At 39.6% G+C, this 25,320-nt stretch carries 21 protein-coding genes and 1 pseudogene; 17 read left to right on the top strand and 5 right to left on the bottom strand.

Annotated features, from left to right (window positions below):
• Positions 1–118: 118 nt before the first annotated feature.
• Positions 119–670 carry a recombinase family protein gene (locus N6A79_RS15685; protein WP_262080955.1) on the bottom strand — a complete coding sequence of 184 codons (552 nt, stop codon included), beginning with the start codon at positions 668–670 and terminating at the stop codon, positions 119–121.
• Positions 671–1,618: 948 nt separating this feature from the next.
• Positions 1,619–1,913 (bottom strand): annotated as a pseudogene (locus tag N6A79_RS15680) (DDE-type integrase/transposase/recombinase); the annotation flags it as partial.
• A gap of 237 nt (positions 1,914–2,150) precedes the next feature.
• Between N6A79_RS15680 and N6A79_RS15675 the strand changes: the two are divergent.
• Positions 2,151–2,801 (top strand): hypothetical protein, encoded by a 651-nt coding sequence (locus N6A79_RS15675; protein WP_263499752.1) that lies wholly within the window; start codon positions 2,151–2,153, stop codon positions 2,799–2,801.
• A gap of 45 nt (positions 2,802–2,846) precedes the next feature.
• On the opposite strand, the gene N6A79_RS15670 is transcribed toward N6A79_RS15675, so the two are convergent.
• The 3 genes from N6A79_RS15670 to N6A79_RS15660 all read right to left on the bottom strand — a co-directional run bounded on the left by N6A79_RS15670 (position 2,847) and on the right by N6A79_RS15660 (position 3,848).
• Positions 2,847–2,969 carry a hypothetical protein gene (locus N6A79_RS15670; RefSeq protein WP_268547694.1) on the bottom strand — a complete coding sequence of 41 codons (123 nt, stop codon included), beginning with the start codon at positions 2,967–2,969 and terminating at the stop codon, positions 2,847–2,849.
• A 48-nt stretch (positions 2,970–3,017) separates the two neighbouring features.
• Positions 3,018–3,467, bottom strand: coding sequence for an SMI1/KNR4 family protein (locus tag N6A79_RS15665; RefSeq protein ID WP_263499751.1), 450 nt, complete (start codon positions 3,465–3,467; stop codon positions 3,018–3,020).
• 198 nt (positions 3,468–3,665) lie between these two features.
• The gene (locus N6A79_RS15660) at positions 3,666–3,848 is read right to left on the bottom strand and encodes a hypothetical protein (protein WP_268547692.1); all 183 of its coding nucleotides are present in this window, start codon (positions 3,846–3,848) and stop codon (positions 3,666–3,668) included.
• 15 nt (positions 3,849–3,863) lie between these two features.
• Between N6A79_RS15660 and N6A79_RS15655 the strand changes: the two genes are divergently transcribed.
• The 16 genes from N6A79_RS15655 to tssJ all read left to right on the top strand — a co-directional run bounded on the left by N6A79_RS15655 (position 3,864) and on the right by tssJ (position 25,319).
• Complete coding sequence (locus tag N6A79_RS15655; RefSeq protein WP_263499749.1) at positions 3,864–4,058, top strand: hypothetical protein; 195 nt, start codon at positions 3,864–3,866, stop codon at positions 4,056–4,058.
• A gap of 222 nt (positions 4,059–4,280) precedes the next feature.
• Positions 4,281–5,096, top strand: coding sequence for a helix-turn-helix transcriptional regulator (locus N6A79_RS15650; RefSeq protein WP_263499748.1), 816 nt, complete (start codon positions 4,281–4,283; stop codon positions 5,094–5,096).
• Positions 5,097–5,180: 84 nt separating this feature from the next.
• On the top strand, positions 5,181–6,149 hold the full coding sequence (locus N6A79_RS15645; RefSeq protein ID WP_263499747.1) for a helix-turn-helix transcriptional regulator: 969 nt from the start codon (positions 5,181–5,183) through the stop codon (positions 6,147–6,149).
• A gap of 180 nt (positions 6,150–6,329) precedes the next feature.
• Positions 6,330–7,652, top strand: a complete 1,323-nt coding sequence (locus N6A79_RS15640) for an MFS transporter (RefSeq protein WP_263499746.1) — start codon at positions 6,330–6,332, stop codon at positions 7,650–7,652.
• A 16-nt stretch (positions 7,653–7,668) separates the two neighbouring features.
• Complete coding sequence (locus N6A79_RS15635; protein WP_263499745.1) at positions 7,669–9,939, top strand: TonB-dependent receptor; 2,271 nt, start codon at positions 7,669–7,671, stop codon at positions 9,937–9,939.
• Positions 9,940–10,091: 152 nt separating this feature from the next.
• Positions 10,092–12,209: a TonB-dependent receptor gene (locus N6A79_RS15630; RefSeq protein WP_263499744.1), complete on the top strand. Its 2,118-nt coding sequence runs from the start codon at positions 10,092–10,094 to the stop codon at positions 12,207–12,209.
• Positions 12,210–12,214: 5 nt separating this feature from the next.
• Entirely contained in the window at positions 12,215–13,519 is a 1,305-nt protein-coding gene (locus N6A79_RS15625) for an MFS transporter (protein WP_263499743.1), read from the top strand.
• Positions 13,520–13,536: 17 nt separating this feature from the next.
• Positions 13,537–15,336, top strand: coding sequence for an ABC transporter ATP-binding protein (locus N6A79_RS15620; protein WP_263499742.1), 1,800 nt, complete (start codon positions 13,537–13,539; stop codon positions 15,334–15,336).
• Positions 15,329–17,107: an ABC transporter ATP-binding protein gene (locus tag N6A79_RS15615; protein WP_268547689.1), complete on the top strand. Its 1,779-nt coding sequence runs from the start codon at positions 15,329–15,331 to the stop codon at positions 17,105–17,107. The genes N6A79_RS15620 and N6A79_RS15615 overlap by 8 nt, the downstream gene beginning before the upstream one ends.
• A gap of 711 nt (positions 17,108–17,818) precedes the next feature.
• Positions 17,819–18,355 (top strand): type VI secretion system contractile sheath small subunit, encoded by a 537-nt coding sequence (tssB, locus tag N6A79_RS15610; RefSeq protein WP_262080970.1) that lies wholly within the window; start codon positions 17,819–17,821, stop codon positions 18,353–18,355.
• Positions 18,356–18,438: 83 nt separating this feature from the next.
• Positions 18,439–19,947: a type VI secretion system contractile sheath large subunit gene (gene tssC, locus N6A79_RS15605; RefSeq protein WP_262080971.1), complete on the top strand. Its 1,509-nt coding sequence runs from the start codon at positions 18,439–18,441 to the stop codon at positions 19,945–19,947.
• Between the two features lie 11 nt (positions 19,948–19,958).
• The gene (gene tssE / locus N6A79_RS15600) at positions 19,959–20,444 is read left to right on the top strand and encodes a type VI secretion system baseplate subunit TssE (RefSeq protein ID WP_263499740.1); all 486 of its coding nucleotides are present in this window, start codon (positions 19,959–19,961) and stop codon (positions 20,442–20,444) included.
• A 77-nt stretch (positions 20,445–20,521) separates the two neighbouring features.
• A complete protein-coding gene (gene tssF / locus N6A79_RS15595; protein WP_262080973.1) occupies positions 20,522–22,285 on the top strand; it encodes a type VI secretion system baseplate subunit TssF in 1,764 nt (587 codons plus the stop codon).
• Positions 22,249–23,268, top strand: coding sequence for a type VI secretion system baseplate subunit TssG (tssG, locus tag N6A79_RS15590; protein ID WP_262080918.1), 1,020 nt, complete (start codon positions 22,249–22,251; stop codon positions 23,266–23,268). The genes tssF and tssG overlap by 37 nt, the downstream gene beginning before the upstream one ends.
• Positions 23,269–23,273: 5 nt before the next feature.
• A complete protein-coding gene (tagH, locus tag N6A79_RS15585; protein ID WP_262080919.1) occupies positions 23,274–24,770 on the top strand; it encodes a type VI secretion system-associated FHA domain protein TagH in 1,497 nt (498 codons plus the stop codon).
• Positions 24,771–24,773: 3 nt separating this feature from the next.
• Positions 24,774–25,319: a type VI secretion system lipoprotein TssJ gene (gene tssJ, locus N6A79_RS15580; protein ID WP_262080920.1), complete on the top strand. Its 546-nt coding sequence runs from the start codon at positions 24,774–24,776 to the stop codon at positions 25,317–25,319.
• The last annotated feature ends 1 nt before the right edge of the window (position 25,320 follow it).

Genomic DNA, 25,320 nt, shown 5'->3' with positions numbered 1-25,320 from the left:
TTCTTCATTAAAAACAAAAACTTAACAAAACTAAGATTCCCCTTAACACTATATTTAACTCAATATTTAACACCAGTACCCTGTGGATAAGTTTTTAACCATTAAAAACTAAGGATAATCAAGAACTAGCTGGAACCCACCGATAAAGGGTAGGAACTGAAACGCCAAGATTTTTTGCTACATCTTTTGGTGGAATACCACTAGCTAAAAGGCTTTTGGCAGATTTGAGCTTACTATTGGTCATTTTACGCGGACGACCACCAACACGACCCATTTGTCTTGCTGTCGCTAAACCTGCCCGTGTGCGCTCAATAATCAATTCTCGTTCCATTTGTGCCAAACTTGCCATAACATGAAAAAAGAACCGACCAGAAGCACTACCCGTATCAATCGAATCCGTTAGACTTTTAAAATTAACACCTTGTTTTTGTAACTCACCAACAAGATCAACCAAATGCTTCACTGAGCGGCCTAAGCGATCAAGCTTCCAAACAACAAGGGTATCACCTTCACGCAGCATTTCCATGGCTTTGGTTAAACCTGGTCGCTCCGATTTGCTTCCACTCATTTTATCTTCATAAATTCGCTCGCAGCCTGCTTTCAACAAAGCCTCTTGTTGTAATTCTAAATTTTGATCTTGTGTTGATACCCGGGCATAACCAATCAGCATGCTCTCTTTTCCTTCAAAGCCAAATTAACATTCTTAAAACTCAATTAATCTTACTAAAAAGAGAATACTATTTCAAGAATGGTTTTCAAGAATAAAAACTGCTAAACCATCCGCATAAAAGCTAATTAAATTAATTTTTCTCAAAAACGCTGATTTATCATAAGCAAAATTTAACTTTGCGCCGTCAGCATATTGCGTTGCGATAATGCGATCTGCTTTATCATAGCTATAATTTTGTATAAGACCAGCAAAGTCTATTTCTTTAATGACGCGGCCAGCCGCATCACGTTCAAAAAGCCATTTTTGCCCTAACTGATTGCTTAGGATTGATCTTACTAATGGCGCAAAAATATCACGCCATTATTCAAATGCAAAGTTATTCTGGCAATGCCCTTATTTAATTATTGCCCATTCCCAATTACTGGAAAGAACATCTTTTTTTGTAACATGAAACTTGGGGTCTTGATTATCACCGAACCAAATGCCGTTAGATACTTTATCATTGGCTGTAAATTCAAAACCACATTTTAAACATTTAAAATTTGACTCGTTTACAACTTCTTTTATATTGTCGGGGTTAAAGAAAAAACTTCCCCCATCATATATCATATAGATATATTGTTTTGCATTTAGGGCATTTAAAAAAATAAAAATCACAGCAATAGAGTACTTCGCCTATTTTTTTCTCTAATTCTTCATAGTTAAAGTTAATATCATTATTGAACATTTAAAAATCCTTTTTGGCCTTGTCGCAAAGTTTAAATTTGATGCATTTACGCCTTTGAACGCCTAGTTTTTAGGTATTGTTAACTTGTCTGATTACAAATATATCGTGTAGCAATTGTTTTTTCTTTAATTTTCATGCACCTTTTGACCCAAATCTTTTTAAGCTTGAAGCTGGCTCGTAGCCATTTATCGTTCGCTTAGCTGTCCTGAATGATTGAAAGCTTTGCGGAAAAAGCGCATGGCAGCACCTTTATCCCTCGATGCTTTTGTCAAAAAATCAATGGAAACGCCGTGTTTATCATGAGCTAAGATAGAGATATTTCCGCAAATTTAATCCTTGGCCTTTAACCTTGATGTAGATCTCATCAATGCGAACAGAACCGTAATGGGGATTTCTAAAATTTCGCGCTCCAATAATATTTCTATAGCTTAAAAAATAATACTCATACCAATTGATAGCTTGAATAATGATCAGTGCATCAAAGTGCCGAACTATTAAAATTAGCTTTAAAATCATTCCTTGCACGATGAAATAACTTATTAATCTTGCTAGCATCTATGCCTTCCTAAAACAGCGAAGCATAGTCTCAAGTTTTCATATTTTTACGATAACACAGATTACAATTAATATTTGCGACAAGGCTAGATTTATTTAATGAAATAAATAATTTTATAAACGATTGGCAATCGAATGGAGTTTCTTCTTTATCTCCTGAAGCTCAAAAAATTCTAAACTCTACAAGGTAAAATTATAATGTTTGAAAAAATGAAAAAATGGCAGTCTGTATTATCTGGCCAAATAATAGATTCATCAGAATTTGAAGGTTTTATTCCATTTAATGCAAATCGATTTTTTTTGGAAGAGGCATTCTCTTCTCTTCGTCAAGGGGATATACTCATTAGAAAAATTGAAAAATTATTAAAAGACAATAAAAATAATAGCCTTTATGTATTGCCTAATAATTCAGTTTTTTCACGATTAGAATTTTATAGTTTTTGCGAAAATTTTTCAAAAAACTTAGAAATATTCTCTAAAAACATTGATATAAGTGTATTTAACAATCTTAAAAAAGGATTTTGGCGTGCAACGAATAATGAAGATGAATTCTTAAGTACAATTAAAAGTAAAAAATTTATTGGCGGAGGCGTAAGTGATTTTATTACAGATACATTTTTTTATAAGTTATTTGATAAAACACTTAGCAAATCTGATACAATATGTAGTTGTCTCTATGACGCATTATATTCTCTAACTAAGTCAAAAAATATTACCATATTTTTGATGCAAGAAATGATTGATTACCAAGTTGATTTTACGCCTTATTATAAGATATGGCAAAGTAGCGGTGATATCTGGTATTTTGCTAATGGTTGGTATGTTTTAGAAGGCAATATCATTAATTAACCGTTAGTTATAATGATTAAAAACTTAGTTTTAATGCAGCGACCTTTAATCGCCGCGACGATCATATTGGCCAACACCATTTAAAACATCATCAAGCCACATATCTAACCAGTCTGAAAAGCTTGTATTTACGCTCTCATTTAATGGATATATACCATTCTTCCTCAACCGATCATCGCGCCAAATATTATCAAATTGGGGGCCATTAACGATTAATCATGCAATCTCACCACAACCAAAAACACCAATTGGAACACACCCACTAATTCTCTTCGGTGAATAATAATTAATTAATAACTCGTATGGAATATCGTTGTTCCATTCATAACGTAAAATTTCATTATCATTCCAAGATTGTTCAAAAGAAAATTTCTCGCTTAAATCAATGGAGTCATCAATGAAATTGCCATATATTCGTGGATCTTTTACACCATTTAAATCAAGTGCGATCATTTCCATGCTTGGTCCTAAACCACCATTGGCGATATTTGTAAGATAAAATATATAATCTTCTGGCAATTCGACACTAAATTTTTTTTGAAAAAATATAATATCTTTTTCTGACAAAACGGGATTTAACGTGCGCGGTGTGCCAAATATATCAGGCACAAGCTTGCGTGAATTAACTTCTTCAAATTTTGCTTTTACAATTTCCATATCAGCCATATTTAACACTCTTTATTATTGGCAACACCTAAGGAATTTTCCTGTTCTACCCCATATATATGTAGTTTTAAGTCCTGTATTTTTATCATAAAACTATACTCAATATTCATACCATATTTGGTGGAGAAGTATTTAATTCCTTGTGAATAATATTTACAAGATGCTAGTTCTGCTCTTTATGCTTGAAGCATTACTATTTTAATCTCCTAAGGTATCATTTTTCAAAGTACTTGCAGATAATTGTTCAAGTCTATAGTTATTGACGAGATATTCTAATATTTTCGCTTCACTATCACCCGCACACTCAAAGCCATTAAATGAATTATTTCCTGAGCTTGATGTATTTTTCCAAATGGTTGGTATTGATAGCATTTTGCCCAAGAGAACGCCAATATAATGGTTAGCGCTAACGAAGATAGCATTGAACAGGTGGCAAAAGAGCTTCAAACTTTAAGTGTCAAGGCTAAGGTGGTCATTTGTGATGTTGTGGACGAGGAAAGTGCGCGTACGCTTTTTGATGTTGCTGAAAAAGAATTTGGTGCGTCAATGTTTCAATTCACAATACCGGTGTCATTACCATTGCTAAAATAGAAGATATGAGCGGTCAAGAATGAGATAAGGTGATGGCAGTAAAGAGCATTTTGCTTATGATTATATAATCGATATTACCTATTTCGACGCGGAAAAGATGATATCAAACGTTAAAATGCCCTATTGCAGCAGATATACCGATGGTTGATTTTATCAATGATTGGGTATAAAACTTGAAGATAATAATCAAGTATATCATTAAAGTCATCATTAGGTAGCGGCATGGAAATTATCGAAACTGCCGGATTAACGATCATGTTTGACACAATGAATGTCAAACGCGACTATAAATGGCGCTCGCTTATGGATGAAGGTATTTGGCTGGGGGTCGTGGTTGAAGGATTGGTTGAGGTGGACCACACTGAATTTGGCAATCATATTTGGCAAAAAGGCCAAATGACCATATTTAAAAGCGAAGAACCTTCAGAAAGTTGTCATCGCTCGCTAGCTGATGGTGCTTTAAGTGCGGTATTTTTGCACCTTGACCCTTTAAAAGCACAAGTACAATTTGGCGAACAAACCGTTTCCAGTATAATGAATGCGGTTGGCAAAATGCAACATACTGCTTCCCATATAGTCAATACAATTTCGAGCCAAATATTGCTTTGCCCCCTTAAAGGGCAATCGCGCCAGCTTTATATGACAGGCAAGGCGCTTGAATTAATGGCTTATTTATTACCTGAAGCTGGTGATAATATGGATAAGCAAACCAAATGGTCGTTGCGGGATATTGAATGTTTTCATGCTGCCAAAGCAATTTTATTGGCAGATCTTGCCAATCCACCAACGGTTATGGAGTTAGCACGCATGGTTGGCACCAATGCCCGCAAACTTGGTGCGGGATTTAGTGATATTTTTGGCATGCCAGTTTATAGCTATGTCAAGGCGCGCCGTTTAGAAGAAGCGCGTCAACTTTTAGAGGCAGGCGAAACCTCTATTTCACGCGTTGCCCATGATATGGGATATAACCCTGCCCATTTTACCACCGAATTTCGCAAAAAATTTGGCTTTTCACCATCGCAAATTAATCGGTCTTGATGGCTGAGATAACCGCGTTAATCTAGGGTCAGGACGCGGTTTCAAATTTGGCTGAAAATATCTTTGATAGAAAGACAAAGAAAAATGGACACCCCATACAAAGATATTGATCTACCAAATTGCGATAGTATTATAATGGTGGATGACATTGTCGCTCGCCACGAAAACTGCGATCCATCCGTTGATTTTTCAAATAGTGGTGATTTTGAGGGACGTTATCGCGGCAAGTTACTAACTCCTAATATTCAATATTTTGATTGCGACCTTACCACAACAAAACCTTTCCAAGCAGCAATGGATCTTAAGCCAGGTTTATTTATAGGCCAAACCATTAAGGGTAATTGGGTCAGCTATGCCGAAGACCAGCCGATAATCATGGACAATACCAATGAGCTTACCCTATGTGGATGTGGTAAAATATGTCAGCATCATGAAAGACAGGAAATTGGTCAGCATGTTAAAATGACTTCATTTTATATTAATGCAGATTTCTTTGAGCAAATAGCCAAGGATGAACCTATACCCGATGAATTACTTAAACTCATTGCTGGCAATGCGCCATGCTTGAGCAATTTGCCGCTAACCAAAACCATGCAAACAATTCTTGAGAAAATTTATGCCTCACCTTTAAATGGCTATGTTACGCAAATAGAGATCACCGGACTAGCACTTGCCCTCATTGCAGAATGTATTACAGCTCTAAGTGCCCAGCCAATAAAAAGCAATTTTAACCGCCGCCATCATGAACTTGCTTATGAGGTTAAATCCTATCTTGATGCGCATCTTAATCAACGGCACTTAATTGGCGATATTGCGAGCCGATTTGCCACCAATGAAAGCACATTAAGGCGGGCTTTTAAATCAACCTTTGGTGTATCTATTACCACTTATTTGCGCGGCAAATTATTGGAAATGGCCCGCATGCAAGTGCGTTTAAACCAATTGCATATTGCAGAAATTGCCTATCAATGTGGCTTTTCTGATCCAGCAAATTTTACCAATGCCTATCGCAATCATTTTGGCCATGCACCGACAGTTGATCGATTTAAATAAAGCTGTCATCTTAAAAATCCATAAGCATGAGACTGCTTAAATATAAAGTTGATCGAATAACACAAGAATTATCCCGAAATCCACAAGCCGACTTTCTATATCCATTGAAGTAAAGATGTTACTCAACAAAGATATTCAAAAATCGCAAGCGGTTTTATCCTTTGGAGGACGGGGATTATCGTGTTTCAATCAATTGCAAAATCAAATGCGCCAACAAATCCACCTACAAATGCGCCTTATGGGCAACGACGTTTGCGCTATTTATGCTATGGCGCATTTTATATTGTTACCGCCATTCCCATGTCTTATATATTTTATCTTTTGCCAGCATTGCTGCGCGAAGCTGGACATTCTGCCGCTTCTATAAGCCTGCTTTCACTGGTTTATTTACCCTATGCTTTGCGCGTTTTTTGGGCACCCCTTATTGATAGCTATGCAAAAGGCGCACCCAATGCTTATCGCCATATTATTTTGCTAACCGCGCTCATTGCAACATTTACTTTATTAGCATTTTTATGGGTTGATCCGAGTGCTAATTTTGCGCTGCTAATGGTGCTTTCAAGTTTGCTTTTTATCATTTTGGCCACAGGCACCATTGCACTTGATGGCTTTGCTGTTATTACTGAAGATGAACAAGGCTATCGCTATGCCAGTATTTGGCAAGTGATCGGCTTTACCATTGGTGGTATTATTTTAGGGTTGATTGCCTTTTTCGCGAATGGTCAAAGCTGGTTTATCATTCTTAGTGCAATTATTATTTGCACGGCGCTTGCAACCGGCTTTTTATTTATAGTAATCTCAGTAAGGCCGGCATTAGCGATAGAGACCAACAGCCATAAAGACGCAAAAAGCCAAGGTCAAACCCAGTCTTTTTTGGCATTTTTAGCCTTTTTGCGCCATAAAACCATTTGGCATTTTATCCTCATTGCGCTTTTTGCTAAAATGGGCTTAGGCTTGGTCACGGCCTATCTACCAATTATGCAAGTAGATTTTGGCGTTTCTGCTGGCCTCGTTGGCTTTTTGGGCGCATTTGGCAGCAATGCTTTGGGACTTGGTGCAGCCCTTATCAGCGGCCATATCTTATTGCGCTATAATGGCTTAAAGCTTATCGGTTGGATGAGCCTTGCCACCGCAATCATATTTCTAGTAACGGCAATCTGTGTCAATCAATGGCAAAATGCGCCTTTTGCCATTTTTATATCTCTTATTTATATGGCACTTGGCTATGCCTTTATAGCCCCTTTAAAAGCTCTATCGCTGTGGTTAAGCCAGCAAATCGGCGATAACCATACCGCCGCTAGCCGTGTGTCTATGCTTGCTTCAATTGATCTTACTCTTTCGCTATTAACCGCATCAATGGCTGGTAGCATTGTTACGTTTATCGGCCTATCGGCATTTTTTGGTTTGGCTTTTTTATTAAGCCTTTTTGCCATGGTGCTGGTTTTTCTTAATCCGGCCAAAAATCTGGCAGCCCTCTATTCTTGTTTAACCCGTTCCCTTTAGTCATGAAAGGTTTTCCATGTCTTTAACGATGTCTTTATCCTTGAAAAATCTTATAACCTATAAAATGGCTGGACGATTATTATTAGCAAGTTGTTTGGTGTCCCCTGCTCTGCCTCTTATATCGGCGAAGGCTCAAGATCGGGGACAAATTCAAGAAGGGGCGCAAAGCCAACATCAACGACAAGATGAGGCAAGTACCACCCTTGAACCAATTATTATTACCGCCCGTAAGCGCGAAGAAAATATAAAAGATGTACCAGCATCAGTCCATGTTGAAACAGCCGAAAGTTTAGAGGAAAAACGTATTATTGATGGCGCATCGGCATTGCGTGATGTTGCAGGAGCAAGTGCTGGTATTTTTGGCGATCGGTCTAATTCATTTGTGGTGATGCGCGGCGTTGGCCCAATCTTAACCCCACTTAGTCCCGATGACAGCTCAGTCTTAACCTTTGTTGACGGTGCACCGCTACCAATTGGCGCATCTTTTTCTTCCTATCTTGATTTAGCACGGGTTGAGGTTATGAAAGGACCGCAAAACACCCTTTTTGGCCGTAACACCTCCGGCGGTGCCATTAATTTAATTCCAGCAGAACCAAGCCACGAATTTGCTGCGACTATTCGCGGTGAATTTGGTAGCGATGGCATTTATCGCGCTGAAACCATGGTGAATGGCACGATTATTCCTGATATTTTAGCCGGTCGCATCGCAATTCGTCGAAATGGAGAAAATGGCTTTATTGATAATCTTGTTGGCGACAAACTTGGCAAGGATAGTAGTTTTGTTGGCCGCGGCTCGCTGCTTTTCACCCCCAATGCGGAAAACCGCTGGTTAATTAGTATTCAAGGTGAAAATAGCAAAGTTACCCCCATCACTTATATTGCCTATCATCCTTTTGCACATAAACTTGGTGCACAAAATCTTGGTAAGGATGACAGCAAGATTTATTTAATTAATTCACGATTTGAGCATGATTTTGAAACGGTAACTTTTACTGCACAAACCAGCTATTCAAAAGTCACTAATTACAATATTTATAACTATCCCGATGCTTTGCTTGCTGCCGATATTAGCGGTTTGTCACCGCAAGATTTTCTTGATCCCAAGACGAATTTTAGTAGCTATGATAAGCGTGACACACGCTTTTCTCAAGAATTTCGCTTAAGCTCCATGCCGCAAGCAAATATAAGCTGGCTTACGGGTTTTGTATTTTATCAAGATAAAGCAATGCGCGATAATAGCAAAGAAAATTGGTATTATGGCCCAAGCGCCACTGGTACGAGTATTTATAATACAACCACAACTGGCCAAGCCATTTTTGGTGAAATGACCTATCCAATAGCTGAAAAACTAAAATTATCGTTTGGTGGACGCGCGACCCATGAAAGCAAGAAATTCGATAGTCAATTCTTTAGTGATGGCTTAAATGGTGCCATTCCCTATTTTGAAGAGCATGGCAAGGAAGATTATAAATTTTTAACTGGAAGAGCAGCCTTATCCTATGATTGGACAAAGGATATAATGAGCTATGCCAGCATTTCACGCGGCTATAAAAGCGGCGGCTTTGGCCAAGAAAATGCGTTAAATTGGCAAGGCGTTGCCCGCAAGCCCTATGGCTCATCTAACATTATAACTTATGAGCTAGGTAGCCGCGCCGCTTTGTTAGAAAATCGCCTTGAATTAACCGCAGCTGCATTTTTTAACGATATGCATGACGAACAAATCATGGTATGGGATTATCAAAATGTAAGCGGCTACAATGTCAATATTGACGCGCAAAGTGCGGGCTTTGAGCTTGATGGTAAATATTTGCTTGGCAAATATTTTATTTTAAGCGGCGGTGTTGCTTATACAACCAGTAAATTGCGCAATGTTTCTCAACAAATTTCTGATTTACAAGAAGGAATACGCAGCGGTAATAAGTTGCCAAGTGTGCCATTATGGTCGGGGAAAGCCGCTGTTGAATATCATGCTTTTGGCGAAGATCTCGGGATAAACGGCTTTTTAGCCAATAAGGAATTTAATGCGCGCCTTGGCTATAATTATTTAGGCACTCGCTATACCAACGCGACAAATACCGGCAAACTCAATCCAGCTCATATTGTATCTGCCCGCTTTGGTTTAGATTGGGGATCGGGCGAATTTTATGTCTTTGGCGATAATCTTTTAAATAAGCAATATTTAAATATTAAAGAATATTTTGGCACCAATGCCGATGGTCAATCTATCTTTGGTGTTTCTTATGCCCGTGGTGCAACCTATGGCGCCGGCATTGCAGTGCGGTTTTAAATTGTTGCAGCTATCTTAAAAAAATTGGGCCAAAGTGCAATTTGGCTCAATTTAACGCGATCCCTAAAATCTTTGACGCGATCCCGAAAGTCCACCTGCTTGTTATCAAAAATAAACTATTTTAAAAAATATTAAACTTGAGGGGAATTATCATGATTAAGAGCCGGTTTAGATTTTTATGGTCAAATAGTTTAATTGGAGCGCTTTGCGCCGTTTTATTGATAGATGGCGTGGCGGCGCAACCAATCAGCCATGCGCCCATTGCAGAGGATAATAATATGGTCTTAGAACCAATTATTATTACCGCAAGACGACGCGAAGAAAAAATTCAAGATAGTCCTGTATCGGTAAGCGTTATACAGCAAGATCAATTGGTGCCAGGCCGTGTCTCCAATCTTGAAGATGCAGCCTTTCATGCACCAAATGTCAATTTTAACGGCCAAGGTGGGCCACTTACCATACGCGGTGTTGGTTCTCTTGGCATATCAGGCGGTGTGGATCGCTCGCCGGCGATTGGCCTGTTTATTGATGATGTATTTGTCGCACGCCCTTTAGGCTATCCCACTTTGCTAGATGGCTTGGAACGGGTGGAAATTGTGCGTGGCTCGCAATCGGTTTTATATGGCAAAAACACCATTGGCGGCGCGGTTAATCTTTTAAGCCGTTCGCCGGGAGATAAGCCGGGCGCAGAACTTGATATAACCTATGCCAGCAATCACGAAAAACGCGTTAGAACCGCATTTGAAACACCGATAAAGAACACTGGCCTTGCCATGCGGGTTGATGCCTCATGGAGCTTAAATGATGGCTATATCGTCAATAATTATAATCATCACCATGTTAGTGATGTGGATTACTTTACTGGTCGCATTGTGGTTGCAGGAGAGATTAGCGATGCAACACGCATAAAAATTATTGGTGATTTTTCGCAAGATAAAAGTGATGGTGGCCTTTGGTATGCACCGCTTGACTTCGCGTTAAGACATAAAGCCGACCATGATTTTACCCCTGAAAATAATGTTAAATCCGGTGGATTTTCTGCCCGAATTGATCATGATTTTGATGCCTTTGAATTGACTTCAATCACCGCCATGCGCGGTCATAATTTTTCGCAATATCTTGATGGTGATTTTACCCCATCGCCATCAATTATCCAAGCGCAGGTGGAAAAGCAACGCCAATTTAGCCAAGAAATCCGTTTGACGTCACATGATGATGAGCGATTGCGTTGGATGGGTGGCTTATTTTATATGCATGAAAAATTTGAAGGCACGCAGTTTTTTGATTTTGCCTATTTACCGCGTAGTCTGTTAAGCCGCGATATTTTTGAACAAACAAATGATACCTATTCGGCCTTTGGTGAAGTGGGTTATTTTATTTTGCCAAAGCTTGAATTATCAGCCGGTGGCCGTTTAACCTATGACCGCAAAGATACAACATCTAAAATTTCAACGCCAAGCGGTACTTTTATGTTTGGTAATCCTGGTTTTGCCGCCGACGATGTTTCCTTTACCAATTTTTCACCAGAGATAAGCGCGACTTGGCATTTTTCACCGGGCAATATTGCTTATGCAAAAATAAGCCGTGGTTATAAAGCTGGTGGCATCAGCCCCTATATTGAAGCCGATGGTCGCGCTAATAGTTACGATCCTGAAACCACAATGAGCTATGAAATTGGTGCCAAAACCACCATGCTGGATGGACGTTTAACCCTATCGGCCGCAACCTTTTATATTGATTGGAAAAACCAGCAAGCGGTTATTTATACAACGCCATTTACCCGTGTTTATCGCAATGCTGCCGCCGCAACCTCGAAAGGCTTTGAAATAGAGGGTACATTTGCAATAAATGATGAAATATCGCTAAGCGGCGGTTATGGTTATACAGATGCAAAATATGATGATTTCATTGATGAAATTTTAAGGCAAACCTATAGCGGCAATCCCTTGCCTTTTGCTCCCAAACACAGTTTTAACACCAGTTTAAATTGGCAGCACGAATTGCAAAATAATTGGCTTATCCGTGCTGGGGTCGATTATAGCTATCGCAGCTCCTATTCTTTTACTGCCAATAATGAATTTAGGCAAAAACCAACCAATATTATAGACGCCCATATTGGCATTGAAAAAGATTGGTGGCGTGCAACCCTTTGGGGCAAAAACCTAAGCGATGAAACCTATCTTAAAAACTATTTCAACTATGCTGGCACCGATATGGGGGTTGCCGCTTTAGGGCGTAGCTTTGGCTTCACTTTAGCGGCTAAGTGGTAAATAATATGATGAAACAAGGCGCAAATAATACTATCAACCAAGATAAATCAGCTAAGAGCAAAACGGGGGAAAATAACCTTTTGCTCATGACGCTTATTGGTGCTTTATATTTTTCGCAAGGCCTGCCAATGGGATTAGCGATGGAAGCATTGCCGGTCATCATGCGCCAAAATGGGGTTTCGCTTGAATTATTAGCCTTTGTACCCTTGGCAGGATTACCTTGGGTGTTAAAAATATTTTGGGCACCTTTGGTTGATAATCATTGGAGTGCGCGGCTTGGACGGCGGCGTAGCTGGCTATTAGCTATGCAAGCAATTTTGATCCTATCGATGATCATTTTAGCCTTTATTCCTATAACAAGTGATAATGCTATTTTGATGATGATACTCATGGCGGTTGGCATGACTGCCAGTGCAACCCAAGATACCGCCACCGATGGGCTTGCAGCAGAGCGGCTTCGTGCTGGTGCCTTAAGCCGTGCCAATGCTTTGCAAATTGGCGGCATGATGGCAGGTTTCATGGTTGGAAGCGGCGGTACTTTGTTATTTATTGATAGCCTTGGCCAACAAACCCTATTGCTTTTATTAACATTATTTCCAATTTTTGCCTTTGTCCTTGCGCTTATTTGGCAGGAATATCCTATAGAACCTTTCTTATCACCTGCGGATCATGTGGTTTACAAAGCCCGCCTAAAAGACTGCTTTGCCCGCCGTGGCATCTGGTCTTTATTATTGCTTGCCTTTCTTTATGGCGGTACTCATGCCGGCGGGGTCAGTGTTACCAAATTATTTCTTGTTGATCTTGGTTGGACAAGCCGAGACACTGGAATTGTTACCACCTTGGGTGGGCTTGTTATAATTTTTATTGGTAGCCCAATAGGCAGTAAACTTGCCAGCTATCGCTTATGGTTTGGGCTTAGCAGCGGCGTATTTATTGTTATGCTGGGGCTAGCTTTTTGGGGTTTACTTGCACTTGGCACAGTAAGCGTTAATTGGGGAAGTGTTATTTGCGCAACCTTATTACTCAATATTGGCAGCGGTATTATTGCCGTTTGTGCATCCACTCTTAACATGGCTTTTGGCGGCTCTGGCAAACAAGCTGGTACCGATGTCACCTTGTTGCAAAGTGTGAATGTCGTTGGCGAAATGATGTTAGCTGGCATGGTTATCGGCCTTGCTGCCATGCTTGGCTATGGCATGATGTTTCTGCTGGTTGCAGCTGGGTGTTTATTTATTTTACTTGCCGCACGCTTGGTTAAAGCAAGGCTTTCACCAGCCGCCCTTGCACCCTTAAAAACCAACAATTCTTAAGAGGAAGTGTATTTAAAATGGCAGAAACGATAACAGCATCAAAACTAGCAATTGATAAAAAGCCAGATTATCTCGCAAGTTTAAAACTTATCATTCGTTATAGCCAAAATTCGCGGGTTAAGATAGTTTTATCAGTGCTGCTTGCGTGTTTAGCAGTTGCCTGCGAATTAGTGCCGGTTTGGCTGGTCTATCAACTTGTAAGCGCGGCAATTGCTGGTACTGCCTCCTTAAGCACTTTTGTGCTTTATGCGTTTTTTGCTCTTATCAGCGTTATCATCAGTTTTCTATCACTTGGCTTTTCGATTAGTTTTTCCCATATTGCCGCTTATGACATCATCTACCAATTGCGGAGCAGTCTTGCCCGCCATATTGCCCGTGTACCACTTGGCATTTTTGCTAATCGTCGCAGTGGCGACGCTAAAAAAATAATGATTGATGATCCTGAAACTTTGGAAAAAATTGCCGCCCATGGTTTGCCAGAAGGCATCAGCGCCTTGGTAACTTTCATTGCCGTTTCCATTTGGCTTTTTATTGTTGATTGGCGCATGGCGATTGCCACTATTATCATCACGCCTTTATCTTTTGTGCTGCTTACCATGGCGATGATGCGCGGCGGCCGCTTGGCTGGTGCCTATCAAGCGGCAAGCGCCCGCATGAATGCGTCAATGGTTGAATATTTAGCCGCGATGCCCGTGGTTAAAATTTTCAACCGCAGCGGCGAGAGTTTTTCTCAAACAGCAAAGGCAGTGCAAGATTATACCGATATTGAGCTAGCCTCGGCTAAGTTATATTTGCCGCTTGGCAGCACATTTTATTCGCTGGTTCTTGCCAATATAACGGTTATTTTACCCGTCGGCGTTATTTTGCTATATTATAACACTATTGATTTACCAACGCTGCTATTTTTCTTAATTTTAGGCGGTAATTACGGCCAATCATTGCTTAAATTATTTAACCAATTTCACACCCTTGCCCATATCAGCATGGGATCGATGTTAATTGGCGACTTGCTCAATACAGCCGAGCAAAAGGACAGCGGCGCGGTTATTGACTTAAAAAATAGCGATATATGTTTTGATGATGTTTGCTTTGGCTATCAAGGTCGCGAGGTTTTACATCATATAAGTTTCACCGCAAAAACCGGCAGTGTTACCGCGCTTGTTGGCCCATCAGGTTCAGGTAAAAGCACGATGGCAAGCCTTATTGCCCGCTTTTATGACGTTGATAGCGGCAAAATAACCATTGCCGGTGTTGATGTGCGTGATATTGGCTTGCAACAATTAATGGATAATGTCGCTTTTGTCTTTCAAGATAGTTTTCTTTTTTCTGATACGATTGAAGCCAATATTCGTTGTGGCAATAAGACTGCTAGCCAAGCCGATATTGAAAACGCAGCTCAAAGCGCCCAAGCCCATGAATTTATTTTGGCCTTGCCACAAGGCTATAATACCCATTTAGGCCAATTGGGGCGGCGTCTATCGGGCGGCGAAAGGCAACGCATTGCCATTACACGCGCTATTTTAAAAAATGCCCCAATTATTATTCTTGATGAAGCAACCGCTTTTGCCGACCCTGATAATGAAGCCGCTTTACAGCAAGCGCTTGGCGCTTTAATTGCCAACCGCACCCTTATTATGATTGCCCATCGCCTCAGCACAATTATTGCTGCTGATACAATATTGGTTATTGACCACGGGCAAATTGTCGCCAAAGGCAATCATCAAAGTCTTGTTAATGAAGGCGGCATTTATGCACAATTATGGCAAGACTATAATTATAGCCAAGATCAAAAAGAAAAAGGTGGGCAAAATGATTAATCAAAGCACAAATAATCAACCGCGCTCGGACGTGCAGAGCCTAAAAAGACTTTGGCAATTGGCAGGCCCACTTAAAGGCAAAGTGCTAATTGGTATTTTTTTTCGTTTTGCGCAGTCCTTAGCGCTTGGTTTTGCTTTTGGGGTTATGATTTGGGTGGTAACAAACCTCATTGATGGCCGTCCTTTAACGGCTGTTTGGATTGGGCAAATTATTGCATTAATGATTGTATCGCTTATCGGCCAAATGCTATTTGGCTATTTAAGTGCCGCCAATAGTTGGTCGGCCAGTTACGCATTAGCGAGCCAGTTGCGTATGACCCTTCTTGATCATTTACGTAAATTGCCAATGGGTTTTCACCTTTCGCGCCATAAAGGCGACACGGTAAGCGCTCTTACCAGTGATATGCAAGCCATTGAAGGCTTTTTATCCGATGCTTTGCCGCGTATTGCCCAAGCCTTTGGTATTCCGCTGATGGTGTTGGCATTTTTAGCCTGGCGTGATTTTGCTGTGGCTCTTGCCGCCTTTATATCGATTTTACTATCAGTGCCGATATTTTTATGGTCAAATAAACGGCTTAGCGCTCTTGGCATTAAGCGACAAGATGGCCAAGCAGATGCAGCAGCCCATATGATTGAATATGTGCAAGGAATTAGCGTTATTAAGGCCTATAATCTGGTGGAAACGGGGCAACAACGCTTTTATAATGCCCTAAAAGCCTTTCGTGATATATCGATAAAGCTGGTTTTACAACTAACTGTACCGCTTATCTTATTTGCTGGTATGCTTAGTCTTGGCATACCGCTTATTATGCTTATGGCTGGCTGGCGCTTTTTTAGCGGCGCCATTGACCTTGCAAGCTTGGTGACTTTTCTCATTTTAATTTTTAGCGCCTATGCGCCATTGCTAGCATTAATCAGTGTTATGGAACAAACGCGCATTGCAGATGCCGCCTTAATCCGTCTTGACCGCATTGCTGCTGCAAAACCGCTTTTAGAACCAACCACCAGCAAAGTGCCAACCGATTATGATGTTGCCTTTCAAAATGTTGGCTTTAGCTACATTGCGGGAAATGAGGTTTTGCAAGATGTGAGCTTTAAGGTAAAAGCTGCAAGCACAACGGCAATTATTGGCGCATCAGGTTCTGGCAAAAGCACAATCCTTAATCTTATTGCGCGTTTTTGGGACGTTAACCAAGGCAGCGTGACCATTGGTGGCATTGATGTGCGCGACATGGATGAAGCAACGCTAAATCAAATGATAACCGTTGTTTTTCAAGATGTTTATCTATTTGCCGGAACTATCTATGACAATATTGCTTTTGGCCGCGAAGCGGCAAGCAAAGCCGAAATTGAGGCAGCAAGCAAAGCTGCCAATGCCCATGATTTTATTTTGGCTTTACCCAATGGCTACCAAACATTAATTAGTGAAGCTGGCGACAGCCTATCAGGAGGCGAGCGCCAACGTATTTCAATTGCCCGCGCCATTTTAAAAGATGCGCCAATTGTGCTTTTGGATGAAGCAACAGCAGCAATTGATGCCAGTAATGAACGCGCCATTCAACAAGCATTGGCATTTTTAGTATCCAACAAAACCTTAATCCTTGTTGCCCATAAATTATCGACGATTCAATCGGCTGATGAAATTTTAGTGCTTAATAAGGGTAAAATTATTGAACAAGGTAGCCATCAAAGCTTATTGGCGAAAGACGGCACTTATAGATTTTTTTGGGAAAGGCGCAAACAAGCTGAAAATTGGCACGTTAGAGTTTGACCTAACTTTACCGTTAATAGTGTTATAAATTGCGTTTGTTTTCGATTTAAAATGTGAGTAATCGCAAACTAAATCCATTTGACTATTATCAGGCCTGCTAATTTATAGGATTAGATTTTTCTATATTCGTACTTTATTGTCCTTCAAGGGCAAAGTGAATGCTATATATAAACTTATTTTCAATTGCTTTATGAGCGCTCGTATTTTGATGCTAGCCTATGTCATCAAGCTATTATCTTTTGCTTATCATGTTGCTGAATGTACCCTATGCAAACGGCCGAAAAACTTAGTTAGAAGAGAAACATTCAATAAGCAAACTTACGCAATCTCGCATAAAATTGGAGATCGTGATAATATAAAGTATATTCTAATATAATAAATATTAATATAAAAAATAAGTGTTAATTAACAAAATTAAGTTCTTATATTATAATTTAATATATTAATATATAATATATTACTAATTATAAATTAAATCAATAATTAAGTATAAAGCTATTTTTATTGTTGACTGAAATGACATCGGCAATGTAATATGTATATATTACTTATTTGTAAATTATACTTCTATTGTAAAAGGGTATTTTGTTATAAATTGCTCCTGACTTAGGTGCAATAATTTAAAAGCGGTATTTATAATTATCTTGGAAAGATAATGTTTAGTAAGCATGACGTTCCAATCATAAACTTTAATTGAAATCGGGGTTTTCAATGGCTAGAGGCACAAAAGAGGGTAGTGTTGCACCAAAAGAGCGTGTGAATATAAAATATACGCCAGCGACATTAGGGCAACAGGAAGAAAAAGAACTTCCATTACGTATGGTCTTTGTGGGTGATTTTACAGGGCAAGAGGATCAAACACCAATAGAGGAACGAAAAATTTTATCTATTGATAAAAATAATTTCAATGCTGTGATGGAAGATCAGAAGATCAATATTGCTGTAGCAGTTCCTAATACATTGAGTGCCAATAAAGATGATGAGCTAAGAATTAATTTTGATATTAATTCCTTGGATGATTTTTCGCCGGATGCAATTGCTAAAAAGGTACCTGAGCTTAGTAAGCTTTTAGAATTGCGCGATGCACTTAATGCATTAAAGGGGCCTCTTGGAAACTTTCCATCCTTTAGGCAAACAATTCAAAATATTATTGATGACAAAGATAGCCGCGAAAAAATTCTAAAAGAACTTGCTGCCATTGAATCTACCGGGGCAACCAGTCTTACCGAAGAGCCTTCGGATAAATAGTGGGCATTTATCTTCAGTAAGATGTCAACATCTGACTTTTGTCACAGATTCATAATTTTGAAATATATCAAAAGGGTAGTATAATGACTGCAGCTAAAGCACATGGTTCGGAAGAAACAAACGCAAAGTCTCTTATAGTTACAGATGGCTCGCTTCTTGATCAATTACTTGAACAAACAACTTATAAAAAAGACCAAGAAGAATATGATATTGCAAAAAAGGGCGTAGAAGTTCTTATCAATGATCTTCTAAAGTCTAAAAATGTTAATGAAAAAGTCAATAAAAATACTGTTGATCGTATGATCGCCGAACTTGACCGCAAAATTAGCCAGCAAGTTGATCAGATTTTACACCATAAAAAGTTTCAGCAATTGGAAGCTGCTTGGCGTGGTTTGAAGTTCGTTGTCGATCGCACTGATTTTCGTGAAAATATTAAATTTGATCTTCTATCTGCTTCAAAAGAAGAATTATTAGAAGATTTTGATCAAGCTCCAGAGGTTGTACAATCAGGGCTTTATAAACATATTTATTCTGCTCATTATGGTCAATTCGGTGGCGAGCCAGTGGGCGCTATGATTGCCAATTATAATTTTGGTCCTTCAGCGCCTGATATTAAGTTGATGCAATATGTATCATCTGTTGGGGCTATGGCTCATGCGCCTTTTATCGCCGGTGCATCACCTGAAATGTATGGTATAAACAGTAATATTGACTTGCCAGCAGTAAAAGAACTGGCTTCAGTTTATGATAGCCCACGTTTTCGCAAATGGAATGCTTTTAGAGAATCTGAAGATGCCCGTTATGTCGGACTAACAGGCCCACGTTTTCTCCTTCGTCAACCTTACGACCCTTTAGATAATCCAGTTCGTAATTTCGTTTATACTGAAGATGTTGCTTCTGAACACGAAAATTACCTTTGGGGAAATACATCATTTGCATTAGCAACCAGACTTGTCGAAAGCTTTGAAAAATACCGTTTTTGCGCAAATATTATAGGTCCTCAAAGCGGTGGTGCAGTGCACGATCTTCCTGTACATTTATTTGAATCTCTTGGTCAACTAGATGCTAAAATTCCAACCGAAGTGCTAATAACAGATCGCCGTGAATTAGAAATGGCTGAACAAGGTTTTATAGCGCTTACCATGCGTAAGGGATCTGATAACGCCGCATTTTTCTCAGCCAATAGCGTGCAAGCGCCTAAACGTTTCCCCAATACACGTGAAGGAAAACAAGCCGAGACCAATTATAAATTAGGAACACAACTTCCTTACATTATGATTATTAATCGTCTTGCCCATTATTTGAAAGTTTTACAGCGCGAACAGCTTGGCTCTTGGAAAGAGCGTGAAGATTTAGAACGTGAACTAAATGTTTGGCTTAAGCAATATGTTGCGGATCAGGAAAATCCACCATCAGAGGTTCGCAGTAAACGACCATTACGCTCAGCTAGTGTCGATGTTTCTGATGTAGCTGGTGATCCAGGTTGGTATCAGGTTGCTCTCAAAGTACGTCCCCATTTTAAATATATGGGCGCTAATTTTGAGCTATCGCTTGTTGGTAAACTTGAAAAATCAACAACTGAATCCGATTAGGATTATAAGTTATGAGAATTTACTCCACGTCCCAGAAGAAACCTTCTGGGACACCAGAGAAACAGGTCATTGATGCGAAAACAAGAATTGCAAGTGGTAGCCTGCTTGATCGGTTGATTACAGATGATGAAGGCTTGCCGCAAACTCATTACACCTATGAGATTGATGGCATTATCAGATCTATAAAGAGAAACTTAAATCGTGCTCTCAATGTTCATGCAGGGGGCGCTCTTTCGAATATGGCTCTGGGCATCCCTGATTTTAATCATAGTACAGTGAGCTCCTTTGAAGTTTCCATGCAATTAATTGATGCAATAAGAAAATGCATAGCAACAGCAGAGCCGCGAATTTTTAATGTGGAGGTCAAGTCTCAGTCCGATGTGGATTCGCCTTTGGAATTGAATTTTTTCATTACTGCCATGTTAAAAATTGCCAAGGGTGAAGAACAAATTAGAATAGATATTGCAATGAGAGATGGTCATTTTTACCCATCATAATTATTTGAAATAACTCTATTTTTTAGAATTATTAATATTATTGCTTTGATTGATATTATTATAGAATGGGGAATTATATGAGCCGACTATTTCAAGATGAACTAAGTTACTTGAAAGATAGTGGGCGTGATTTCGCACGGCTTAATCCTAAGCTTGCTCGTTATTTAGCCGATACGAGCACAGATCCTGATGTTGAAAGATTACTAGAAGGTTTTGCATTCTTAACTAGCAGGGTTCGTGAAAAAATTGATGACGAGATGTCAGAATTTACTATTTCTGTTATCAAATTATTATGGCCTAATTTTTTACGTCCTTTTCCATCAACAACAATGATGAAATTTACCCCTGCGGACCGTGTTATAACAGAGCGACACATATTACCAAAAGGCTCTGCTATTTTGTCAAATTCAATTCGTGGTCAACAATGCGTTTTCCAAACGATTTCAGACTGCCCCATCTATCCGTTGGAAATTGAAAATGTTGCTTTAGAGCGTTCCCGCGACTCCTCTAAAATCCGTATTGATTTCAAAACATTATCAGGTCTTCCTTTAAGTCAAATAAATCTTAAGGATTTGCGTTTAACTTTGTGTGGTGACATGCCTGTGCGCCAAATGCTCTATTTGTGGCTCGGTCGATATTTAAAGAAAATTTCAATTGTTTTTAAAAATGGCAAACGCAAGTCTATTTCAAAAAACAATATAGCTCCCATTGGTTTTGCAAGCGAAGAGTCTATTTTACCTCATCAAAATAACGCATTTGATGGCCACCGTTTATTACAAGAATATTTTGTATTTCCAGATAAATTCTACGGCTATGATCTTCTTAAACTAGGGGCAGCCTTTGAAAATACAGAAGAAAGTGATTTTTCACTAGAGATTGATTTTGAGCGAGCAGTACCGTCCGATATGCGGTTAAAAACTGATAATATAAAATTATATTGCGCGCCTGCAGTTAATCTTTTTGAAACGGATGCTGAACCGTTAATTATTAAACATACAAAGACGCATTATCGTGTGCGTCCCTTAGGTTTTGATACTGACCATATAGAGATTTTTTCAATTGATGCAATTAAAGGCCAAAGGGCATCTGATGATAAAGAACACTTTCTCATTGAGCGCAATTATCCAGCCTTTGAGTCCTTCAACCATGAGGTGGGATTTAATCAATTAGCAGAACAAGTGTTTTTTTATAGTCGACCTCGACAATCCTTGCGTACAAATGGTTTTGAATATGATGTGTCATTTGTTTTACATAACAGTGAGCCGGCAGTACCAAGTGAAGAAGTAGTTTCGATCGACATTACGTGCTTTAACAGCGATCTTTGTCAAGAGTTAGCGGTTGGTGATATTTGTATACCAACTGAAAAAGCACCTGTTTTCGTATCCTATTCAAATATTACGCGGCCAACGGAGCCCATTTATCCTCCTCTTGACGGTACTCTTAATTGGAACCTCATCTCCAACCTTTCATTGAATTATATGTCATTGCTAAGTCATGATGCTTTGGCCGCAATGCTATCTATTTATGATTATCAAAGCCTAACCAATCGCCAAGCTGAACGGGCGGCGAAACAACGTATTAATGGTATTGTTGATTTAAAAACCAAGCCAATTGACTTGCTTTTTAAAGGGCTTCCCGTTCGTGGTTTGAAATCAATTATGCAGATCAATGAAAGTGCTTTTTATACCGAAGGAGAGATGTATTTATTCGCAGCAGTTCTTGCTGAATTTTTTACTCTTTATGCAACAGTTAACTCTTTCCATGAATTGGAAGTACACGGACTAGAAAACGGAGAAATATACCAATGGCCAGCAAAGATCGGACGTCAGCCGCTGATCTAGGTGGCTTTCTATCACAAAATGCTCGACAATTTTCGGCGTTTGAAGCAATTGAGCTTGTTGAAAAAGCAATCGATAATGGTATCGAAGTGGGAACTCATGAATTAGCTTTTGAAGAGAAAATTCTTTTCGAAGTTGACTCAGCATTGGGGTTTCCTACGTCTGACATCGTGCGGATAAAAAAAATTGATGACGGCTCTGATCTAGAAAGATATAAAATGAAGGTCACATTTATGGGGCTTCATGGGGCAAGTACCGTCCTACCATCTTATTATGCCGAGCAAATTGCTCATTATGAGCAGGATAAATCGGTTACCAAAGATTTTTTTGATTTCTTTCATAATAGGCTTATTGGTTTACTCTATCGAGCATGGCGCCAACCACGATATTTTAGGCGCTACCAACCTGGTGGTGAGGATAAATTTTCCACTTGGATTTATTCCATGTTTGGGCTTGGTAGTGGTGAATCTCGTAAATTTACGAATATTTATTGGCCCAAACTGCTATGCTTTGCTGGTTTATTATCAACGAGAAACCGTTCACCAGCTTTATTTTCAACGGTCATTTCGCGCGCCTTTAACCTTGAAACGGTTAGGATCGAAGAATGGACGCCGCGAAAGGTAAAAATTGCTCCGCATCAATTAACTAGGCTGGGCCAAAAAAATTGCGTTCTAGGCCAAAACATGATTTCGGGCACATTCGCAACAGATATTCAAGGAAAAATCCGCATTGTCATACAAGATCTTGATTTTGAAAGATTTCAGGATTTCTTACCTCATGGCAAAGATTTTAATAGCTTACGCGGTCTCGTTGAGTTCATGTTTCGCGATCAGCTTAGTTACGATTTAAAATTAGGCCTCAAAAAGAAACAAGCCTATCCAATTACATTAGCCAAAAATAGTCCAAGTCGTTTGGGGTGGTCAACATTCTTAGGGGATAGAAAATTCGACGAAGTCCGTGATGTGATTATTAAGGTGAGGAGTTAAACGCAATGCATTTACGTCTTGTCATTAATAATACCGATGATTTGAGTGGTGGCTATAGCGCTATTAGAGATTTTAATGAAAGCGGTGGTATCATTGGCGCGGCCGACATTGCTGATTGGCAAATTGTTGATCGCGATGGCAGTATTGCACCAAATCACGCTTGTATCCATTATATTGACCATCAATTTTGCCTAGAATCTCTCGTTGTCGATGGCCTTTCCATTAATGGTGCAAAGGCACATTTGCCAGTAGGTGAACAAATTCAAATTACCGATGGTGACACGATAAAAATTGGCAAGTTTTCAGTCACTGCTTTTGTTGAGATGACATTAAATGAAGCGGATCGATTGGAAACACGCGGCGAGCGTTGGGCAAAACGATTTGTTTCCGTTGGTACATTAGTAGATCAACAAGAAGACGAAGATATCACTGCACAGAATTTTTTTGAAAGTAAAGCCATGAATAATGGTGGAAGCATTAAAATGCGTGAGACAGTGAAGCGTGCTCAAGATGTTGATCCAATCAATCTCATTGAGGAAAGCGTTGATAGTCGTTCTACCCACGAAATGGATCCAGTAAAATTATTCGATAAGGTCGAAAAGGCAGATAAAAATTATATGGCGAGTAAGATCGGTGATCTTATTGATGTGCAACCTGAAGATGCTGGATTTGCTGAGATTCCAGACGATTTACAACCAGGTTCGGCTTATATGAATATGCCAAAAGTAAGGGGCGAAAAAATGTCGGGGCAAACATCCTCAAAAACTCAGAATGATGATGATTTAGATTCATATCTTGAAAAATTGGCTGGGGCTGCAGTAACAAATGCAGAAAATCATCACAATATCGGTGATGTCTTTACTCGCGATCGATATCTTGCTGATGTATCGGTTGAAAATGGCACTGAAGAATTGGTTGATCATGTCCTTTTACGCCCCTTATGTGCGGCATTAGGATTACCTATACAAAAAATGTCTGTTCCTCAAGCAAATCGGCTGATGGGCGATGTTGGTGAAGCATTAAAGGCAGCAATTTCTGGGCTGATGGAAAGCTATCAGCGAGAATTATCCGATAAAAGTCATCTGGCTGAAACCCATCTTCATGCCATTGAAGACAATCCATTGCGCCTAAAAAAGTCAGTAGAAGAAGTTATTCAAGATCTTTTATTAGTTCGCAGTCCCGTTCACCTATCGGCACGCGCAGCAATAGAAGAAAGCCTTCAACTGATCCAATATCATCAAAAGGCTAATGAAAAAGCAGTTGAAGAGGCACTTGACATGGTCTTGCGCTCACTTGGTCCAGTGGCTTTGGCAAAAAGATTTAAGAAATACAAAGGCCATGCGCCACGCGCCGGCGATCTAGATGCTTGGCATTGGGAAATGTACCAGCATTATTACAAGGAAATGCGCTCAGAACAGCAAGGTGGCTTATCGCGTATGTTTTGGGAAGTTTATAGTCAAGTTTATGATCGCCAAATGCGCGAACAAACATTGGAAGGTTGAGGCATGCGCGTTAAAACAGTTTTTTCAATTATATCTATTGGTTTATTAGGAGTTGCAGCAAGTGCATGCACTCCATCCCAAAGTGCGGAAGCTATGAAAAAAATGGGGCAAATTATGGCCGACCCTAGTTTGCCAGTGGGTGAACAAAAATCGGATAAGCCATCAACCGCGCTCATTACAGTTTATGCAGATAAAAAAGCTAATACATCTGAATATGGAGACGCACCAATTGATGTGTGGGTTTTCCAATTAAGCGATCCTGATGAGTTTGAAGGTGCCGATTATTATTCACTTTTTGAAGATCCCAAAAAGGCTTTGGAAACATCCTATATTCGCCATGTCAAAAAACAAGTGAAGCCAGGAGAGTCAACAGTATTAACGCCATTTAAATTTACCGATACAACGAATTTTATCGCTGTTGTTGCAGCTTATGCCAATATGGACAACGTAACTTGGAAGGCCGTTGAAAAGGTGAATGCAACTGGAGAACAATATAAAATAATGGTTCCAATTGTACACACTGGTGTTGCAATTCAGGTTCATAGATAGG

Origin of the sequence: Bartonella sp. HY761, from assembly GCF_026743145.1 — a bacterium.
Lineage (GTDB): Bacteria > Pseudomonadota > Alphaproteobacteria > Rhizobiales > Rhizobiaceae > HY038.
Note: the sequence above shows the minus strand (reverse complement) of the source record. Positions and strands in the feature narration are given on the sequence as shown.

Excerpts from the sequence above, each read along its gene's own strand:
- N6A79_RS15685 (WP_262080955.1), bottom strand. The coding sequence starts at position 670 with ATGCTGATTGGTTATGCCCGGGTATCAACACAAGATCAAAATTTAGAA.
- N6A79_RS15675 (WP_263499752.1), top strand. The coding sequence starts at position 2,151 with ATGTTTGAAAAAATGAAAAAATGGCAGTCTGTATTATCTGGCCAAATA.
- N6A79_RS15665 (WP_263499751.1), bottom strand. The coding sequence starts at position 3,467 with ATGGCTGATATGGAAATTGTAAAAGCAAAATTTGAAGAAGTTAATTCA.
- N6A79_RS15655 (WP_263499749.1), top strand. The coding sequence starts at position 3,864 with ATGGTTAGCGCTAACGAAGATAGCATTGAACAGGTGGCAAAAGAGCTT.
- N6A79_RS15650 (WP_263499748.1), top strand. The coding sequence starts at position 4,281 with ATGGAAATTATCGAAACTGCCGGATTAACGATCATGTTTGACACAATG.
- N6A79_RS15645 (WP_263499747.1), top strand. The coding sequence starts at position 5,181 with ATGGACACCCCATACAAAGATATTGATCTACCAAATTGCGATAGTATT.
- N6A79_RS15635 (WP_263499745.1), top strand. The coding sequence starts at position 7,669 with ATGTCTTTAACGATGTCTTTATCCTTGAAAAATCTTATAACCTATAAA.
- N6A79_RS15630 (WP_263499744.1), top strand. The coding sequence starts at position 10,092 with ATGATTAAGAGCCGGTTTAGATTTTTATGGTCAAATAGTTTAATTGGA.
- N6A79_RS15625 (WP_263499743.1), top strand. The coding sequence starts at position 12,215 with ATGATGAAACAAGGCGCAAATAATACTATCAACCAAGATAAATCAGCT.
- N6A79_RS15620 (WP_263499742.1), top strand. The coding sequence starts at position 13,537 with ATGGCAGAAACGATAACAGCATCAAAACTAGCAATTGATAAAAAGCCA.
- N6A79_RS15615 (WP_268547689.1), top strand. The coding sequence starts at position 15,329 with ATGATTAATCAAAGCACAAATAATCAACCGCGCTCGGACGTGCAGAGC.
- tssB (WP_262080970.1), top strand. The coding sequence starts at position 17,819 with ATGGCTAGAGGCACAAAAGAGGGTAGTGTTGCACCAAAAGAGCGTGTG.
- tssC (WP_262080971.1), top strand. The coding sequence starts at position 18,439 with ATGACTGCAGCTAAAGCACATGGTTCGGAAGAAACAAACGCAAAGTCT.
- tssE (WP_263499740.1), top strand. The coding sequence starts at position 19,959 with ATGAGAATTTACTCCACGTCCCAGAAGAAACCTTCTGGGACACCAGAG.
- tssF (WP_262080973.1), top strand. The coding sequence starts at position 20,522 with ATGAGCCGACTATTTCAAGATGAACTAAGTTACTTGAAAGATAGTGGG.
- tssG (WP_262080918.1), top strand. The coding sequence starts at position 22,249 with ATGGCCAGCAAAGATCGGACGTCAGCCGCTGATCTAGGTGGCTTTCTA.
- tagH (WP_262080919.1), top strand. The coding sequence starts at position 23,274 with ATGCATTTACGTCTTGTCATTAATAATACCGATGATTTGAGTGGTGGC.
- tssJ (WP_262080920.1), top strand. The coding sequence starts at position 24,774 with ATGCGCGTTAAAACAGTTTTTTCAATTATATCTATTGGTTTATTAGGA.